17 protein-coding genes are annotated in these 19,354 nt (G+C 39.7%); 13 read left to right on the top strand and 4 right to left on the bottom strand.

From position 1 onward, the window contains the following. Positions 1–2: 2 nt before the first annotated feature. Both HMPREF0766_RS17395 and HMPREF0766_RS17400 read right to left on the bottom strand, forming a co-directional pair. The gene (locus tag HMPREF0766_RS17395; RefSeq protein ID WP_003000141.1) at positions 3–680 is read right to left on the bottom strand and encodes a response regulator transcription factor; all 678 of its coding nucleotides are present in this window, start codon (positions 678–680) and stop codon (positions 3–5) included. Between the two features lie 2 nt (positions 681–682). After that, positions 683–2,113, bottom strand: a complete 1,431-nt coding sequence (locus HMPREF0766_RS17400; RefSeq protein WP_037460744.1) for a sensor histidine kinase — start codon at positions 2,111–2,113, stop codon at positions 683–685. A 125-nt stretch (positions 2,114–2,238) separates the two neighbouring features. Between HMPREF0766_RS17400 and HMPREF0766_RS17405 the strand changes: the two genes are divergently transcribed. Continuing rightward, positions 2,239–3,600 carry a DUF4270 family protein gene (locus HMPREF0766_RS17405; protein WP_003000145.1) on the top strand — a complete coding sequence of 454 codons (1,362 nt, stop codon included), beginning with the start codon at positions 2,239–2,241 and terminating at the stop codon, positions 3,598–3,600. A 6-nt stretch (positions 3,601–3,606) separates the two neighbouring features. Continuing rightward, the gene (locus HMPREF0766_RS17410; protein WP_003000148.1) at positions 3,607–4,596 is read left to right on the top strand and encodes a Kelch repeat-containing protein; all 990 of its coding nucleotides are present in this window, start codon (positions 3,607–3,609) and stop codon (positions 4,594–4,596) included. 257 nt (positions 4,597–4,853) lie between these two features. On the opposite strand, the gene HMPREF0766_RS17415 is transcribed toward HMPREF0766_RS17410, so the two are convergent. Continuing rightward, positions 4,854–5,843, bottom strand: coding sequence for an aspartate-semialdehyde dehydrogenase (locus HMPREF0766_RS17415; RefSeq protein WP_003000149.1), 990 nt, complete (start codon positions 5,841–5,843; stop codon positions 4,854–4,856). A 160-nt stretch (positions 5,844–6,003) separates the two neighbouring features. On the opposite strand from HMPREF0766_RS17415, the gene HMPREF0766_RS17420 reads away from it, so the two are divergent. The 11 genes from HMPREF0766_RS17420 (at position 6,004) to trhO (ending at position 17,486) form a co-directional block, all read left to right on the top strand. Beyond that, positions 6,004–7,842 carry a lamin tail domain-containing protein gene (locus tag HMPREF0766_RS17420; RefSeq protein WP_003000152.1) on the top strand — a complete coding sequence of 613 codons (1,839 nt, stop codon included), beginning with the start codon at positions 6,004–6,006 and terminating at the stop codon, positions 7,840–7,842. Between the two features lie 13 nt (positions 7,843–7,855). Further along, positions 7,856–8,818, top strand: a complete 963-nt coding sequence (locus tag HMPREF0766_RS17425; RefSeq protein ID WP_003000154.1) for an NAD-dependent epimerase/dehydratase family protein — start codon at positions 7,856–7,858, stop codon at positions 8,816–8,818. 8 nt (positions 8,819–8,826) lie between these two features. After that, positions 8,827–9,552, top strand: coding sequence for a YebC/PmpR family DNA-binding transcriptional regulator (locus HMPREF0766_RS17430; protein WP_003000156.1), 726 nt, complete (start codon positions 8,827–8,829; stop codon positions 9,550–9,552). A gap of 96 nt (positions 9,553–9,648) precedes the next feature. Beyond that, positions 9,649–11,271, top strand: a complete 1,623-nt coding sequence (locus HMPREF0766_RS17435; RefSeq protein WP_003000157.1) for a hypothetical protein — start codon at positions 9,649–9,651, stop codon at positions 11,269–11,271. Between the two features lie 67 nt (positions 11,272–11,338). After that, the gene (locus HMPREF0766_RS17440; RefSeq protein ID WP_003000159.1) at positions 11,339–12,082 is read left to right on the top strand and encodes a DeoR/GlpR family DNA-binding transcription regulator; all 744 of its coding nucleotides are present in this window, start codon (positions 11,339–11,341) and stop codon (positions 12,080–12,082) included. Between the two features lie 21 nt (positions 12,083–12,103). Further along, a complete protein-coding gene (locus tag HMPREF0766_RS17445) occupies positions 12,104–13,600 on the top strand; it encodes a lipopolysaccharide biosynthesis protein (protein WP_003000161.1) in 1,497 nt (498 codons plus the stop codon). Next, a complete protein-coding gene (locus tag HMPREF0766_RS17450) occupies positions 13,597–14,487 on the top strand; it encodes a glycosyltransferase family 2 protein (protein ID WP_003000163.1) in 891 nt (296 codons plus the stop codon). Before HMPREF0766_RS17445 ends, HMPREF0766_RS17450 begins: the two co-directional genes overlap by 4 nt. Positions 14,488–14,520: 33 nt before the next feature. Beyond that, positions 14,521–15,438, top strand: a complete 918-nt coding sequence (locus HMPREF0766_RS17455) for a glycosyltransferase family protein (protein ID WP_003000165.1) — start codon at positions 14,521–14,523, stop codon at positions 15,436–15,438. Positions 15,439–15,442: 4 nt separating this feature from the next. Then, positions 15,443–16,195, top strand: coding sequence for a glycosyltransferase family 2 protein (locus HMPREF0766_RS17460; protein WP_003000167.1), 753 nt, complete (start codon positions 15,443–15,445; stop codon positions 16,193–16,195). After that, positions 16,195–16,410 carry a DUF3820 family protein gene (locus tag HMPREF0766_RS17465; RefSeq protein WP_003000169.1) on the top strand — a complete coding sequence of 72 codons (216 nt, stop codon included), beginning with the start codon at positions 16,195–16,197 and terminating at the stop codon, positions 16,408–16,410. Before HMPREF0766_RS17460 ends, HMPREF0766_RS17465 begins: the two co-directional genes overlap by 1 nt. An 86-nt stretch (positions 16,411–16,496) precedes the next feature. After that, complete coding sequence (gene trhO, locus HMPREF0766_RS17470; RefSeq protein ID WP_003000171.1) at positions 16,497–17,486, top strand: oxygen-dependent tRNA uridine(34) hydroxylase TrhO; 990 nt, start codon at positions 16,497–16,499, stop codon at positions 17,484–17,486. 74 nt (positions 17,487–17,560) lie between these two features. Here trhO and pgi read toward each other — a convergent pair whose 3' ends face one another. Beyond that, the gene (gene pgi / locus HMPREF0766_RS17475) at positions 17,561–19,207 is read right to left on the bottom strand and encodes a glucose-6-phosphate isomerase (RefSeq protein WP_003000173.1); all 1,647 of its coding nucleotides are present in this window, start codon (positions 19,205–19,207) and stop codon (positions 17,561–17,563) included. Between the last annotated feature and the right edge of the window lie 147 nt (positions 19,208–19,354).

The raw sequence follows: 19,354 nt of genomic DNA on the forward strand, positions 1-19,354 counted from the left end.
CGTTATTCATCTATGGTTAACATATAACCTATCCCTCTGATATTAATAATCTTGATCCGTTCATCCTTAATAAGGTACTTTCGCATTCTACTGATAAACACATCCAGACTTCTTCCCGTAAAGTATTTGTCCTGACTCCAATAAGCTTTAATAATCTCTTCTCTGGGAACTACTCTGTCCTTATTTTCAAATAATCTGCGCAACAATTCACTTTCCCGAAAGGATAGCTTCTCTTCCATGTCCTCAAATGTCAGCAGATGCTTCACATGATCCAGGATATAATTTCCTATTTGCAGTTTAGGAACAGATTGTGCCCGGTTATAGTATTTAAACAAAGCCTCTATCCTGACAATGAGCTCTTCTATCTTAAATGGCTTTTTGATATAATCATTGGCTCCCAGATGAAACCCCGCAACGACATCTTCCGTCTGGGTCCGTGCTGTCAGAAATATAATAGGTACATCCGTATCCATTCCTCTTACCTTCTTTGCCAGCTCAAAACCATCCATCACAGGCATCATCACATCGATCAGCAGAAGATCATATTTTTGCTCCTGAAAAGTGGAAAATGCTTCTCCGCCATTATCGCAATGTGTCACCGCAAACCCATGAGACCTCAGAGTATCTGACAGAATCATGGCCAGCCCCGCCTCATCCTCTACATACAAAATACTGATCATAACTACGCTTTAGGAATACTGATCGTAAATATACTACCTTTATTTAATTCACTGATGAGAGAAACAGTCCCTCCATGTTGTGTAATCATTTGTTTTACATAGGATAATCCCAGACCAAAGCCCTTTACTTCATGAAGATTCCCTTCCGGAACTCTGAAAAAAGCATCAAATACATCCTTTTGATATTCTGCAGCAATTCCCTTCCCATTATCTTTCACACTAACCTCTACCGAATGCGCCAATTCTTTGAGAGCAACCGTTATCAAAACCTTCTCTCCGGAATACTTGATTGCATTATCCAGCAGGTTGCTGCACACATTCTTCAAATGCGCTTCATCAGCCGATATCATTACCGGCCTCTTTTCGCAATCAAAGACAATCTCAATCTCCTTTTTAAAATTTAGCTTTGCAATCCTAATACAACGCTCCAGCAAGTCTGCAATATCAAATGTTGTGTATTGTAAATTGACTCCCTTTACCTCATCAATATCCATCTGCAAAACTTTTTCAATCATATCCGAAAGGTGCTGAAGCTCATTCCTGGAAACCTGAAGATACAACTCCATTTTAGCCTTATCATCTTTGACACCATAGGTCTGAATCGCTTCTACGGCAGCCATCACAGTGGAGACCGGGGTCTTGAGCTCATGCGTCATATTGTTCACAAAATTCTTCCGCAGCTGTGCCATTTTATTCTGCCGGAATATCGTCAGCATCAGATAAAGAAAAGATCCTACCAGAGAAGCCACCAGAACAATAGAAACCAGCAATTGCCATCCCATACCAAAAAGAAGATAACGCCAGGTATTTTCAAATTTGACCACCACAAACTGTCCCCGGTCCGGATTGACTAATGTAGGTCTGGTCCACATCAGCTTTTGGGCTTTCGTATTTGCACGGAAAGTCGACACTTCTTCCCGGCTAAGCTGCAGCAACTCTACCTTGAAATCTGTATAGATACCTTTATCTGTTAATGTGGTCTTCAGTCTGTGACAGACGGTGTCCATCACTTCTTTATCGAAATCAAAATCTTTGAACAGATAAGGCGGAATAATCTGTGAAGGCCCTTCGTCATTACGCTCTTCTCCCTTTCGGGTTGCATTATCCCGGAAGCCTTGCATATATGAAGATTTCCCTGAGCTTTCCTCAAAATTCTTACGTAAAGAATCAAAGTCTATTTTTGGAAATTTCTCCTGCAGATAGCCGACAAATGATTTCCGTCCTCTGGCCTGAGCGGAACGAAGAGAATCATCTACATTGATCTTTGTCTGATATACTTCCTGTATAACATTAAACATTGATCTTTCTGCAGAAGAAAGAAACAGATCCCGTCTGTTCTGATAGCTGCCGTAAAGCCATCCAGACAACACCAGAATAACGCCCAAACCCGTCAGGATCATGACTGTTATTACCAATTTATACCTTTTCACCATAATTAAAAAACAAATTTAAATTAGTAGCTTTGCTCCACGGTTATGAATTAACCTAATTTAACAAAATATAACACTGATTAACAGGAGGCAATCATTACTTTTGCGTCATTGCGTAATTTTTCAACATGAGTCGATTTTTTAAAAGAAGAAATATAAGATATATTTTACCAATTTTATTCATTGCTGTCGTAACTTCCTGTAATAAGGATATCAGTATTTCACTTGATGGCTCCGATAACAACCTTGGTCTTAGTGTTACCGATTCATTTACTGTAAATGTCTCCACCTTCCAGATGGACAATCTTCCTACTGCAGCAACAGGTACTATTCTGGTAGGTAAGGCAAATAGTGCAAAGACAGGAAGTATCTCATCAAGCAGCTATTTTCGCTTAGGTTTAGGAAATGTATCTGCTACCATACCAGACGGTGCAACATTTGATTCCCTGACCCTGGTTATCAAACCTAATCAGGCCAGATACTATTACGGAGATACTACTGTAAATCAAAAGATAAGTGTACATGAAGTCACTGAAAATATCATACTAAAAGACATTACTACAGGTATTGATAATAATCTGACTCCGGCTTTTGTCACAGGTCCTACTCTTTTCGGAAAGCAGCAGTTTAATTATAACAGCACGCCTCTGGGTGAATTAACATTCAGCCCACGTATTAAATCCTTAGATACTTTATCTGTACGTCTGGACCAGAATCTTGGAAATACATTATTTAATCTTTTCAAGAATAATGATATCAAGGTATCTTCCAATGCCAACTTTCAGGAGTTTTTCAAAGGTATGGTCATTGTCCCTGCAGCAAGCAATACGGTTGTACTCGGATTTAACGATACACTGGCAGTTAAAGTGAACTATTCTTACATCGGATCGGACGGATTTAAAACTCAGGCTGCAAAAACTTTTACCATTGACAGTAAATCTTACCAACATAACAATATTACATTTGATCGTACAGGTACTCCATATGCATCCCTGAATTACACGAATAAAGAGCTTAAAAGTTCGGAAACTAATCAGGAAGTATTTGTTCAGGGTGGTACAGGTGTTGTAGCGAACATTAAGATTCCCTCGTTAAGAGAATTTATACTGGATGAAAAGATTTCCATAAATAAGGCGGAGTTGATTATCGAAACACCAAATTCAAATACAGGAATGTACCCGGTACCTCCGTCCGTAATGCTGATGGTAGCGAATATTAACGGAATCCCTGTTACAGCAGTAAATTTTCCTTTTACGACCACAATACAACAGGTAAGTTTTAGCAAAGGAAATGATACCGGAGCAAATGGTAAATATGTATTTGATCTGATTGCATATCTTAAAAATATTAATACTGTAAATTATTATGATACTTCGTTATTTTTAACTGTTGCTTCTCCAAGCCTGTTCTCCACAGCGAATACGCTTGAAATCGCAAAAGAAAATAACAAGCCAAAAGTTAAATTAAACATCGTATATACTAAATTTTAACAATTTATGAACAAGAAAAATTGGCTAATCCTATTTTTAGCCTGTACTATCGCTTTAACGTCCTTCAATTCTTGTAAAAAAAGTGATGATACAGATAGCAACACAGATACAGGCCCGGCCGAATGGTTTAAAACTTCGGCTTTTGACGGAGATCCACGCAGTGCAGCAGCCTATTTCTCTATCGGAGATAATGGTTTTATTACTACGGGTATCCTGAGAACAAATGAGAGAGTAAAAGATACCTGGTTATTCGATTCCAAAAAAGGTTCATGGTCCAAAAAAGCGGACTTTATCGGAGACGCTCGTAATGCAGCTGTAGGTTTCGCGATCAACGGAGTTGGTTTCGTAGGTACAGGTTACAACGGAACAGATGCGTTGAATGACTTTTACAAATACGATTCAGCAACTGACAAATGGACAGCAATTGCACCTCTGCCAGGTGAAGCCAGATACGGAGCTGTAGCTTTCTCATTAGGAGGTTTCGGATATGTAGGTTTAGGTTCAACTAAAGCTGAAAAAACACTTAAAGATTTCTACAAATACGATCCTGCAACTAATACATGGACTTCAGTAGGTACTATCTTCGCTAACAAAAGAGTGAATGCATTTTCTTTTGTGATCGGCAACACTGCTTATGTAGGCGGTGGTTTTGACAACAACTCTTTCCCTGAAGATTTCTACAAATTTGACGGCACAACATGGACTCGTCTGAAAGACATCAAAACTGATGATATCGATGTAACACGTCAAAGTGCATCTGCTTTTACAGTAGGTCAGACAGCATTTGTTGTAGGCGGTAAAAAATCTTCTATCCTGAACAGTACATGGAGATACAACCCTTCAAGTGATTCATGGGAAAGCAAACATCAGGCATTCCAGGGATCTGCACGTGAAGGCGCAGCAGCATTCTCTGTAAACGGAAAAGGATATATCACAACAGGTGCTAACGGTACATTCAAATTTGATGATACCTGGGAATTCATTCCTGTGAGATAAGAATACACCTGTTCACAAAATAAAAAAAGAGCAACTTTCGTTGCTCTTTTTTTGTCTCTGTTTTAAAGGTCATCCTCTCTGTATGGAGCTCATACTTAGACCTTTCAATATACAATGTCGGATAACACTTATCCTTTCCATCTCTACCGTAAGAGTACATTCTCAGGTTACGGGATGGTACAGTAAGGGAGATAAGTTCATAAAAAAAGAGCTGCTTTATGAAAGCAGCTCTTCATATACTTAGTAAAGTGTTCTGATTAAATCAGTCCTTTCTTGTTTAATAACTCTGCAATCTGAACAGCATTCGTTGCAGCTCCTTTTCTAAGGTTATCTGCCACAACCCACATATTCAATGTCTTGTCCTGTGATTCATCACGACGTATACGGCCTACGAAGACTTCATCACGACCATGTGCATCCTTTGGCATCGGATATGCCAGATTAGCCGGGTCATCCACTACAATTACACCACTTTGTGCTTCCAGTACAGATCTGATATCTTTTAGATCAAACTCATTTTCAAATTCAATGTTAAGAGATTCAGAGTGTCCTCCCATTACCGGTATACGAACCGTAGTCGCTGTCACTTTGATAGAATCATCCTGCATGATCTTATTTGTCTCCTTGATCATCTTCATTTCCTCTTTTGTATATCCATTGTCCTGGAATACATCAATATGAGGAATTACATTCAAATCGATTTGATAAGGATACGCTTTTTCTCCCTCTATACCAGCACGCTCATCGTTAAGCTGCTGAACCGCCTTAACTCCCGTACCCGTCACAGACTGATAAGTAGATACCACTACACGTTTGATTTTGTACTTGTCATGTAAAGGCTTCAAGGCCACTACCATCTGGATAGTAGAACAATTAGGATTTGCTATAATTTTGTCCTCTGCAGTCAATACATCTCCGTTTACTTCCGGAACGACAAGTTTCTTTGTAGGATCCATGCGCCATGCGGATGAATTGTCAATAACAGTAATACCTGCCTCTGCAAACAAAGGAGCAAATTCTGTAGAAGTACTGCCTCCGGCTGAAAAAAGAGCAACATCAGGTTTCAGTGCAATAGCTTCTGTTGCGGTTACAACCGCGTACTTCTTACCCTTAAACTCAATTTCCTTACCCTTGCTCTTCTCTGAAGCAACTGGAATCAAGGTGGTCACCGGGAAATTACGCTCTGCCAAAACTGTCAACATCTCTGACCCAACAAGGCCTGTTGCGCCAACTACTGCAACTTTCATAATAATCTGTTGTTTTTTAAATTGTTATAAATTTTATTAATCTTTACTTAACTTGCATGTTAATGTAGAATGCCAAACATACAAATTAAAGAGACGTCAAACCAGAGATATTTTAAAATTTATAAATTTTATACACCAATATTGACAATTTATATAAATTATGAGCATATTAATAGAAAAAAGACAACTTTTAGGCTACTGGTTAGCAGGCCTGCTCTACCTTATCCATCTACAGACATCCTCCTATGCGCAGAGCCGACTTTCTCCCTCTGACACAACGGGAGCACTATTCCTGGATCAGTTTCAGGCCAGCCACCTCCGTCAATGGCAGCCTACCACAGATTATATCGTAGAAAGTAATATTTTACAAATCAGTCCGCAATCCTCTTCTCCTGCACATCTTTATAGCAGTACAATACCCAAGGCTGGCATGCAATATGAAATCGGATTTACCACTACAATGCCGCTTACTTCAGCGAATTATTTCCGCTTCTATCTTTCCGTTAATAAACCTTCAGCTTCTCTTGCGCATCAAGGTTACCACCTTCAGGTGGACGGCACAGCAGATCAGCATGTCTATAAACTTTATCGTCAAAACGGGACTTCAAGAATCATTATTTTCCAAAGCATTTCTCTTCCGAATGAAAAAGAACACTTATCTGCTCAGGTAATGATAACCCGGGATCAGAACGGGATTTGGCGTATTGCAGTGAAAGAGTATGAGCAAAAATCATTTCGTTCTCTCCTCAATACGACTGGCCAGCCTCAGGTAAAAGACATGGTCTACAACCTCCAGCCAGATTTTGGTCTCGCAGCTTATTTTACACCAATCCGTCGTTCTTCACTTCGCTTCCACTATATCCTGCTCAAAGCCTACGCATCAACCGATCAATTATCTGTTAAAAGATCAGCCATCCTTAATCCTAATACGATATCACTTCTGTTCTCCGCTCCTTTGGATACCATATTCATGTCCCAACATCCCAATTACTCCTTTAGTCCTTTGAAAGAAATCAGGGATGTGACTACTCAGGATTCAATTGTATATCTCCATCTCAAGAATTCTTTAGAAAAGGAAACTTTTCAGATTAATATTAACAAAGGTGCTCTCTTCACAGGACGGCAAATAACATTGGATACTACGATACTACTTTCACATATTCCTGCTTATCAGGTAAAGCAACACGATATTATCATTAATGAAATACTCTTTAATCCGAAACCTGGCGGGGTTGATTTTGTTGAGATCTATAACAACAGTAAAGAAGACATCAATCTTCAAGGCTGGAAGATAGGAAAATATACCATTTCAGACTCTGCCCATTCCTTTCCATCCGGCCATTATAGGTTGCTAACTACAAATAGCATAATTGTAAAACAACATTATCCTGCTGCAGACCTGAATAATTTCATGCAGTTACGCGCACTACCGGCATATAATAATATATCAGGAGTAGTTATACTCCGGAAGAACGATCTGACGGTAGATAGTCTGTATTATACCGAAAATATGCACAGCCCGTTTATAACAGATAAAAAAGGAATTTCATTGGAACGGCAACACTACAAAGAAGACACAAATACTCCCGGAAACTTCCGTTCTGCCGCAACATCAGCAGAAGGAGCAACTCCCGGATATCAAAACAGCAGATACAGTGATAAAATTTTCAAAAAAAATAATTTTTTTTTGAGCTCCCGTACCTTTTCTCCTGATGGAGATTCATTTGAAGATTTACTCCTCATCAACTATGAAATACAAGTCGAAAATGCCATGATCAGCCTTAGTATAGTAAACGACAGAGGCCACATGATCAATCGATTGATTCGGAATAAAAGTATAGGTTCATCGGGACAGATTACCTGGGATGGCCGGACAGAAAACGGTTCCCCGGCACCTCCGGGAATTTACTTGTATATAGTTGAATTATATGACAATCAGGGCTTCAACAGGACATTCAGAGGGAGTTTTGTCTTAGCCTCGCCTGCATCCCACTATTGACAAAGGTTACAAAATGAGTATCTTTGTTTCGATGAAAGAGCGCGTAATTATTATAGGTGCAAACGGTCAGATCGGAACCGAATTAGCATTTGCCTTAAGACAAAAATTTGGATATGAAAATGTCATCACATCAGACATTCGTGAACCAAAATCCTTAGCCGAAAATGAGATTTTTGAAATCATTAACGTATTAGACAAAGAAGCTTTAAAAGCGCTTTTTGATAAATATAAACCTACTCAGATTTATCACCTTGCAGCCATGTTATCTGCTACCGGTGAACAATACCCGCAAAAAGCATGGGACCTCAACATGAATGGTTTACTTCATGTACTGGACTTATCGCTGGAGTTTAAAGTAAAACGCGTATTCTGGCCGAGTTCAATCGCTGTATTCGGGCCCCATTCTCCAAAGCAGGATACTCCGCAATACTGCACAATGGATCCAAACAGTATCTATGGCATCAGTAAACTGGCAGGAGAGCGCCTGTGTGAATATTACCACGCAAAATATGGTTTGGACGTAAGAAGTATACGTTATCCGGGTATTATTTCCTGGAAAACAGAACCGGGAGGAGGAACTACAGATTATGCCGTACACATCTTTTTTGAAGCACTCAGGAATGGTACATACGAATGCTTTCTTTCCGAAAACACAGCGTTGCCAATGCTCTATATGGATGACGCAATAAGGGGCACGCTCGAATTGATGGAAGCTCCGGAAGAACAGTTAACGATCCGGTCAAGCTATAATCTTGCAGGTATCAGCTTCACACCGAAGATGATTGCTGAAGAAATTAAAAAAATTCTTCCTAATTTTACCATCACTTATTCGGACAATGATCCCCGTCAGGCTATTGCAGACTCCTGGCCTGCAAGTATTGATGACTCATATGCCCAAAAAGATTGGGAATGGAAACCGAAATTCGATTTAACCGAAATGACGGCGGACATGATCCAAAACCTTAAAAACAAATAACAGACAAAATGGGAAGAGCTTTTGAATTCAGAAAAGAGCGCAAATTTAAACGCTGGGCAAAAATGGCTGTCCAATTTACACGTTTAGGAAAAGAAATCGCTATCGCAGTAAAAGAAGGTGGACCTCACCCCGAAACCAACTCTCGCCTGCGTACAGCAATCCAGAACGGTAAAGCCGTAAACATGCCTAAAGACCGTATCGAAGCGGCAATAAAACGTGCCTCAGAGAAGGATGCGAAAGGTTATGAAGAATATGTATACGAAGGATATGGCCCACACGGTGTGCCTATTCTTATCGAAACAGCAACTGATAACACCAACAGAACGGTAGCTAATATCCGCAGTTATTTTACAAAAGCGGGAGGAACATTAGGCAAGACAGGTTCTTTAGATTTTATTTTCAACAGAAAATCAATCTTCAGATTTGATGCTCAGGAAAATCTGGATGTAGAAGAATTAGAACTGGAACTTATCGACGGAGGTCTGGAAGAGCTATATGTAGAAGCTGATGAAGAAGGAAACGATGTTGTCGTAGTACAAACTTCATTTGAAGATTTTGGAAATATGCAACGTCTTTTAGAAGAAAAAGGCATAGAAGTGAAATCAGCAAAATTAGAACGCATTGCGCTATCCCATTCCAGCATTTCTGAGGAAGAAGCAGCTGATGTTCTTAAACTTATCGATAAAATTGAAGAAGATGACGATGTACAGGCTGTATATCACAATATGGACTAATACAATACGTGTTATTTCTTATAAAATGAAAAAAGAGAGCTTCCGCTCTCTTTTTTCATTTTGGTAAATTCGGTACATTTGTAAAAACGGGAACATATGACCTTTGAAGAATTTTTTGTAAAAAAGAACATTGATTTGAGTGCATTACAGCATTCAAACTCGGCTCTTTATGATGAATTCAAAAAGCATTATATGTTAATGGGAGAGAAGAGCTTTGATCATACAAAGAAATTCTGGTTTAATCGTCTTCGTAAGGATTATAAACTTGCAGAACAGGAGATAAGTCCTGCAGTCGTCAAAAAGACAGAAACACAGGTCGCCTCTTCGGCATCTGCGGGCATTGCATCTAAACCAGCAGGGTTCAGACCAAAATTCAAGTCTGCAGCTCCACCAGTTGCTGATAATAACCCTACTGCAGAATCAACATCAGCAGAAGCCCGTCCGGCAACAGGATTTACACCTCGATTTAAAAGTAATAGCACTCCGGCGGATGCAGAGCAAAAAGAAAGCTCAGCTCCTCAACCAGCACCTTCGAACGCACCTGCAGGATTTAAACCTCGTTTTAAACCGGGAGTTACGAACAGTAAAACAGATCCGGAAGAATCCCCTTCTTCCGAAAACGACAACACACAAGAGACTGCTAATAAACCTGCAGGATTTAAGCCTCGGTTTAAGGCCGGAATTACAGCCTCTAAAAAAGAGGACGAAATTACACTGACAGAATCCACAGCTATAGAAAACAAGGAAACTACAGAAACACCTGCTGTTACCGCAAAAGACACGAAAGAAGCTCCTCAGACTCCCGCTAAACCTTTGGGATTCAGACCCAAATTCAAAGCTGGGGTGAAAACTGTCAAAAAAGAACAAGAGGAACAAACTTCACAAGAAGAATCCGCAGCTATAAACAAGGAAACTATAGAAATATCTTCTGCTGCAACTGCAGAAGACAACAAAGAAGCTCCCCAGACTCCCGCTAAACCTTTGGGATTCAGACCCAAATTCAAAGCTGGGGTGACAACTGTCAAAAAAGAACAAGAGGAACAAACTTCACAAGAAGAATCCGCAACTATAAACAAGGAAACTATAGAAATACCTTCTTCTGCAACTGCAGAAGACAACAAAGAAGCTCCTCAGACTCCCGTTAAACCTTTGGGATTCAGACCCAAATTCAAAGCTGGGGTGACAACTGTCAAAAAAGAACAAGAGGAACAAAATCCACAGACAGAATCCACAGCTATAGAAAACAAGGAAACTATAGAAATACCTTCTTCTGCAACTGCAGAAGACAACAAAGAAGCTCCCCAGACTCCCGCTAAACCTTTGGGATTCAGACCCAAATTCAAAGCTGGGGTGACAACTGTCAAAAAAGAACAAGAGGAACAAACTTCACAAGAAGAATCCGCAACTATAAACAAGGAAACTATAGAAATACCTTCTTCTGCAACTGCAGAAGACAACAAAGAAGCTCCTCAGACTCCCGTTAAACCTTTGGGATTCAGACCCAAATTCAAAGCTGGGGTGACAACTGTCAAAAAAGAACAAGAGGAACAAAATCCACAGACAGAATCCACAGCTATAGAAATACCTTCTTCTGCAACTGCAGAAGACAACAAAGAAGCTCCTCAGGCTCCCGCTAAACCTTTGGGATTCAGACCCAAATTCAAAGCTGGGGTAACAAAGATTCAGAAAAATGATGACAACCAAAGATCTGAAGACTAAATTTTTAGCGAAAAAATTTAGAATGCGAAGAAAAGCCTTAACTTTATAACAATAATCAGCTATAAATATGTTAAAAGAAGAAAGACAAGCCTACATTATACACCAAATCAATCTTCACAATAAAGTTCTATCTTCGGATCTCAGTGTCCAGCTTAATGTTTCGGAAGATACTATCCGCCGGGATCTTAATGAGCTTGCTGAAAACGGACAGGTATTAAAGGTGTATGGTGGAGCACTCTCCAAGTCATTTCAATTCCCGTTTCAGGATGGAAATGTATATGCTAAAGAGTCTAAAAAAGAAATTGCCAGAAAATCAATATCACTCATCCAAAACGGTATGACGGTATTGGTCGGCGGTGGTACGACAGTTATAGAACTGGCACGGATCATCCCTGAAGACATACAATGTACCTTTTTCACTATCAGTCCTCTTGTCGCACTGGAACTGGCCGAAAAGGAAAATATAGAGGTAATTTCTATAGGAGGTAAACTTTCCCGTAATACGAACATTGTAACCGGAGCGCAGGTAATTAATGAACTTTCTGAAATCAAAGTAGACCTTTGCATATTGGGGACAAACAGTCTTTCTATTGATGACGGGATTACAGATTCAGACTGGGAAGTTGTACAGATCAAACGCGCGATGATCAAATGCTCGCATAAAGTAGCTATATTAAGTATTGCGGAAAAACTGAACTCTAACCAGAAAATGAAGGTGGCTCCATTAAGAGACGTTTCATTCTTAGTAACAGATTTGACACCTGACCACCCATCTTTAAAGGAGTTCGCTAAAACGATAAAAGTAATTTAAAATAGCGTATCAAAGAGTTAGATGGAATCGCTGCGGGAGGAAAATAACAATACCAGAGAAGAACCTTCTTTAAAACAAAAAACTGCTAAAGGTCTCCTTTGGGGAGGGATGAGCAATCTTATCCAACAGCTTCTGGGTGCATTTTTTGGTGTTTATGTAAGTCGCATCCTTACTCCGGAGGATTATGGCGCTGTAGCTGTACTCCTCATTTTCCCGGTTTTGGCTTCCACATTACAAGAGAGTGGTTTTGTAAGTGCTATTACAAATCAAAAGCAGGTAGAACATAAAGATTACAATGCAGTCTTTTGGTTTAGCGGATTTATCGGATTATCCTTATATATTATCCTTTTCTTTTGTGCTCCGCTTATCGCTTATTTCTATGATATGCCGGAATTAACACCGCTTGCACGCTATTTATTCCTCAGTTTTTTAATATCCAGTATGGGTACGGCACACAATGCTTACCTTTTCAGAAATCTGAAAGTCAAACAGCGTGCAATCGGAACAACTATTGCCCTCATTATTTCCGGAATCACAGGAGTCGTGATGGCTTACAACGGCAAGGCATATTGGGGAATTGCCACCCAAACCGTACTTTATGTATTGGTCAATACGACTTTTCTATGGATATTCTCTTCTTTCAGACCAACTTTTCATTTTGATTTCAGCCCCATAAAGAAGATGTTCGCATTCAGCAGCAAAGTGCTGATTACCAACCTTTTTTTACAATTCAACACCAATATTATTACCACCATTTTAGGGAAATTCTATACCAAAAGTGACGCCGGAGCTTTTAATCAGGCAAATAAATGGAATATTATGGGCCAATCTGTCCTGTTGGGTATGTCACGTAGTGTCGCTCAACCCATTCTGACAAGTGTGCACGAAGAAGAAGAGAGGCAGCTAAGAGTTTTCCGGAAGATTCTGAGCTTTACAGCTTTTATGACCTTCCCGCTTATATTTGGTCTGTCCTCTGTGGCAAAAGAATTTATTGAGATCTTTCTTACAAACAAATGGCAGAATAGTGCCTACTTTTTAGAATTGCTGTGTATAGGCGGAGCTTTTGTTCCCCTGGCTGACATTTATGCTAATCTGGCTCTAAGTAAAGGAAAATCAAACATTTACATGTGGAATGTTATTGCATTAAGTCTGACACAGCTCGTACTGTTCTTATTGGTATATCCATACGGTATTTCCAGCATGATCCTGGTGTATGTCATTACAAATATCCTTTGGCTATTTGTATGGCATTATTTTGTTTCTAACCAGATCGGGCTCAAATGGAAGTATCTGTTTTCTGATGTATTTTTATTTGCAGCGATTGCATCGGTCGCAATAGCCGGGACCTATCTTATCACTATGGATCTGACACTCCACCTGTACATTCATTTTATCCTGAAAATAGTCCTTACAGCTCTATTATATACAACACTTGTCTGGTTTATTCGTCCGCAACTGGTTAAAGAATGTATTACATTTCTTAAACTTGATAAATTTTTCAAAAGCAAAACAGCATGAAAATTTTAGCAATCATTGTTACTTATAATTTTGAAAAATGGATAGACAAATGCCTGCCAAGTCTGATCCGTTCGGATGAGCCTGTTGACATACTGGTGATAGATAATCTTTCCCAGGATCAGACCATAAATCGCATCCGTCAGGAATATCCAAGTGTACGTCTTATCGCCAATGATCAGAATCTGGGATTTGGAAAAGCAAATAATATCGGACTCACTATTGCCATTGAAGAACATTATGATTATGTCTTTTTGATCAATCAGGATGCCTGGATCACTCCGCCTTCCATCGGTAATATGATACAACATATTGAGCAGGATCTCCCGGAAGGTATTATTTCTCCTGTTCACCTGACTGGTGAGGGAAATGAACTCGACTATGGATTTGCAACTTATATCGGGAATAGAGATTTGGAAAAGGTAAAGCAGGATGAAACAACCCGGATTGTCGAATTTATAAATGCAGCTTTCTGGTTTATTCCGGTTTCCATTCTCCGTAAAGTAGGCGGCATCTCTCCTCTTTTCTATCATTATGGAGAAGATAAGGACTATGCAAACAGACTTAAATTCCACCATTGTAAATTCGGATATACCTCATCTGCCATCGGCTTTCATGACAGAGCCTTTCGCAAGCCTTCATTTGCTGCAACAGAACGTGCAGAATACGTATATTTTCTTTCTGAATATGCTAATATCAATTATACGTTTGGCAAAGCCTTCGGAAAAAGCATTCTGGCAGCAAAACTCAAAAGTATTAAAGCCTTTTTCAAAGGAGATCTGAAATTATGCTGGGCTTATTATAAAATGATTTTTAAGCTTTTGGCAAAAACATCAGAAGTAACTCAGGTACGCAAGCAAACAAAGAATCCGGGAAGAAATTTTATTTAATCTTTTATCTTTGTTGAACCTTTGGCAATCTTTATGGAAAAAAAACTGGCTCCTGTTGTTCTTTTTGTTTACAATCGTCCTCTCCATACGGAACAGACATTAGCTGCTCTGGAAAAAAATCTTCTGGCATCTGAGTCTGATCTTTTCATCTATGCAGATGGCGCCAGGAATAAGGAAGCTGAAACTCAGGTGGCTGCAGTCAGTAAAATCATACACAGAGTCTGGCCATTCCGTTCTGTCACTATTATACAACGGAATAGAAACTGGGGATTAGCGCCAAATGTTATTGACGGTGTAACCACTATTATTCGTAAATACGGTAAAGTCATCGTTCTGGAAGATGATCTCAAAACCGCTCCAAATGCACTTCAATATTTTAATGATGCCCTGAATCAGTATGAGTCCGAACCACAGGTAATGTCTGTGAGCGGATACAACTATCCGTTGAAAGAAGCTGATACACTCCCCGAAACCTTCTTTTTCAGAGTTACGAACAGTTGGGGATGGGCAACCTGGGACAGAGCCTGGAAACATTTTAATCCGGATATAGAAAGCATGGTTCAACAACTGAACCAGGAACAGATTTATCAATTCAGTATAGAAGGAAAAGAAAATTTCTGGAGACAGGTACAGCAGTTCAGAAAAGGTAAAATAAATTCCTGGGCTATCCGCTGGTATCTCTCTGTTTTTCTGCAAAAGGGCTTAACTTTGTATCCCCGTCATTCCTACATTCAGAATATAGGTACAGATGGTTCCGGAACGCATTCCGATGCAGAACAGACGTATAAGGTTCGGCTCAATGAGGAAAAAACAACATCTTTCCCGGAAAAAATTGAAGAAAATGCAGTTGCTTATGAACACATCAAAGATTTCTACGCACATCGGAAAGGATCGCTGTTCCAGCGCGGAATTCGCTTTGCAAAAAAAAGAATCAACAAATTAAACAAATAATCACGTGGCGCATCCTAAAATATCAATCATAACTATTGTGTATAACAATGTCCGGGACATCCGATATACATTAGATTCTGTGGCCACTCAAAGCTATAATAATATTGAGTATATTGTTATTGACGGTTTGTCAACGGACGGAACTTTAGCTGTTATCGATCAATACAAGTCTCATATACATGTCTTGAAATCTGAAAAAGATAAAGGGATATATGATGCCATGAACAAAGGGCTGGCTCTTGCGACCGGAGATTATGTTCTTTTCCTAAATTCGGGAGATGAACTCTTCTCGCCCTCTACATTGAGCGATATTTTTGAAAATTGCGAAATGGCCGATATCTATTATGGTGAAACAAAACTCGTAGATGAGGATCGCCGTATCCTGGGCGATCGCAGACATCGCATTCCGGAGCATTTTGACTGGAAAAGTTTCAGATATGGTATGAATGTATGCCACCAGGCGATCTATATAAAAAGAGAGCTTACAGAGCCTTATGATACCTCCTACCAGCTCAGTGCAGATATAGACTGGGTAATCCGCGCAGCAAAGAAAGCCAGGACAACAGTCAACACGCATCATTATGTTGCTAAATATCTTGTGGGTGGTATGTCGCAAAAAAGGCATAAACAAAGTCTGAAAGAACGTTATGCTATCTTCAAAAAACATTACGGCACTATACCCAATATATTTCATCATGCAGTTATCGCTGCCCGTCTTCTACTATACCGTATAAAAAACGGAAAAACTCAAGATTAATGTTCAATCCCGAAATTTTAACTGAACTGGCCAATACACCCATGCCTTATGGTAAATATAAAGGTGTGCTTCTGTGCAGGCTTCCCGAATCTTATATCGTCTGGTACCGGCAAAAAGGTTTTCCCAAAGGAAAACTGGGCAATCAACTTGCTACCCTCTATGAGATCAAACTCAATGGTCTGGAATATCTGCTGGCTCCCCTGATAAAAAAGTGATGAGAATCAAAATGGAGGATATTTTATTTTCCTTATCTTTGTCCCATTAATTTAATTAGCATTAAACGCCGTTTGCAGCGGTATCAATGAATAGTATGACATATCAAACATTGCTGTATTATTGCTACAGCCCTATCGAGAACGCAGAACAATTTGCTGCAGATCACTTAGAATTTTGTAATTCCCTTGGCCTTGTCGGCCGTATTATTGTTGCAGACGAAGGTCTGAACGGTACAATTTCCGGAACAGAAGAAGCCTGTAAAGCCTATATGGAAGCCATCTATGCAGATGGACGGTTCAATAAGACGGAGTTTAAGATCGATGTGGTCGATGAGCCTTCTTTTATCAAAATGCACTGCCGTTATAAAGAAGAGATCGTACACTCGGGACTACGTGATCCAAAAGAAATAGATCCCAATCGTCAGACAGGAATTCATCTGGAACCTAAGGATTTCTTGGAAATGAAAGATCAGGAGGACGTCATCATATTAGATGTACGCTCTAATTACGAACACAGTGTAGGACGTTTCAAAAATGCCATTACATTGGATATCGAAAACTTCCGTGAATTTCCCGAAAAAATCAAGGAATTAGAGAAATACAAAGACAAAAAGATCCTTACATACTGTACAGGTGGTATCAAATGTGAAAAAGCATCTGCACTACTTCTGAAAGAAGGATTTGAAGATGTATATCAACTTCACGGAGGAATTATCAAATACGGAAAAGAAGCCGGAGGAAAGGATTTTGAAGGAAAGTGCTATGTATTTGACAACCGTCTTACTGTAGATGTCAATGAAGTAAATCCGACAATCGTCTCGACCTGTAAAAACTGTGGCAAGACGACTCCAAAAATGATCAACTGCGCTAATCCCGAATGTAATGAACATTTCACACAATGTGATGAATGTGGTTGGGAACTGGAAGGATGTTGCTCAGCGGAATGTAAGGAGCACCCAAGGAAACGCCCTTATGACGGAACAGGATATTATGTAAAAGTACCGCAACCTGTCAATCTGGAAAAAATCAGCAAACGGAAACACAAAAACTTTCCACCGAAGACAACGGAAGCATAAGATAATCAGTATATACCAAAAAGGGTCATTTCGTAATGAAATGACCCTTTTTTAATATTCCGGATGGACGGGTTCTACCTCCAGGCCTTATACTGATTGATCAACCCGTTTGTAGAAGAATCGTGAGAACTGATTTCTTCATTACCCTTCAGTTCAGGTAAGATCTGATTTGCTAATTGTTTACCCAATTCTACTCCCCACTGATCAAATGAAAAGATATTCCAGATAATCCCCTGAACAAATATCTTGTGTTCATAGAGAGCGATCAGCGTTCCAAGAGAACGGGGTGTAATCTCTTTCAGCAGAATAGAATTGCTTGGACGATTACCTTCAAATACTTTAAAGCTCTTTAAACGCTCAATATCTTCCGGAGATCTTCCCGCCTTTTCAAACTCAGCAACGACTACTTCCTCAGACTTGCCGTTCATCAATGCTTCCGTTTGCGCGAAGAAGTTGGATAAGAGCAGTTGATGATGGTTGCCGATCTTATTGTGACTAACTGCCGGAGCAATAAAATCACAAGGAATCAGTTTAGTTCCCTGATGAATCAACTGATAGAATGCATGCTGACCATTCGTTCCCGGTTCTCCCCAGATAATAGGCCCCGTCTGATAATCTATACGATTGCCGTTTCTATCTACATATTTACCGTTGCTCTCCATATCTCCCTGTTGAAAATAGGCCGCAAAGCGGTGCAGATATTGATCATACGGAAGAATTGCATGGCTTTCAGCATCAAAAAAATTATTGTACCATATTCCTAACACAGCCAGCAACACCGGAATATTTTCCTCAAACGGAGCTGTTTGAAAATGCTCATCAGCGATATAAGCACCTTTCAGTAATTCCTTAAAATTGTTAAAGCCAAGAGCCAGAGAAATAGACAGTCCGATTGCCGACCATAAAGAATAACGTCCGCCGACCCAATCCCAGAATTCAAACATATTACGTGTATCAATTCCAAAGGCAGATACAGCTTCAGCATTGGTGCTCAAAGCCGCAAAATGCTTGGCAATATCCGATTCTTTGGCTCCGCTGTTCAGGAACCATTCCCGTGCAGACCCGGCATTTGCCATAGTCTCCTGTGTCGTAAATGTTTTGGAAGCAATCAGAAACAAAGTCGTTTCGGGGTTAAGGCCCTTCAGAGTTTCAACAATATGCGTACCGTCTACATTAGATACAAAATGTACATTGAGATGTGTTTTATAGGCTTTCAGTGCCTCTGTTACCATTACCGGTCCGAGATCCGATCCACCGATACCTATATTCACGACATCTGTGATCACTTTGCCCGTAAATCCTTTCCACGATCCGGAAAGAATTTCATTTGTAAAGGATTCCATATGATCCAATACAGCATTTATCTGAGGCATCACGTCTTTGCCGTCAACCATTACAGGCTTACCGCTCTGATTTCTCAATGCTGTATGTAATACCTCACGCCCTTCCGTTTCATTTATCTTTTCTCCGGAAAACATGGCCTTGATAGCCACATCCAACTGACATTCTTTAGCCATTTGAATCAATAAAGCTATTGTTTCTTCATTGATCCTGTTTTTAGAATAATCAACTAAGATATCTTCCAGCTGAACAGAAAATTTCTCAAATCGCTGAGGGTCTTTCTGAAAAAGTTCTTTAAGGCTCTCCTGATTAATAGTGATATAATGATCTGTCAGATATTTATATGCATTTGTCTGCGTAAAATCTATTCTTGGTAACATAACTTTTGTATTTATTCAAAGATAATAAATTCCCTCTCCCGATCAGGTGAAATACAAACATATTTCCCTTTCTCAAAGCCCGCTGAAAAACGAAAAAGACAAGGTTTAGGAAAGTTAAAAGGCCAGAAAGATGAGAAAGTACTTTTA

Origin of the sequence: Sphingobacterium spiritivorum ATCC 33861 (assembly GCF_000143765.1) — a bacterium.
Classification (GTDB): Bacteria; Bacteroidota; Bacteroidia; order Sphingobacteriales; family Sphingobacteriaceae; genus Sphingobacterium; species Sphingobacterium spiritivorum.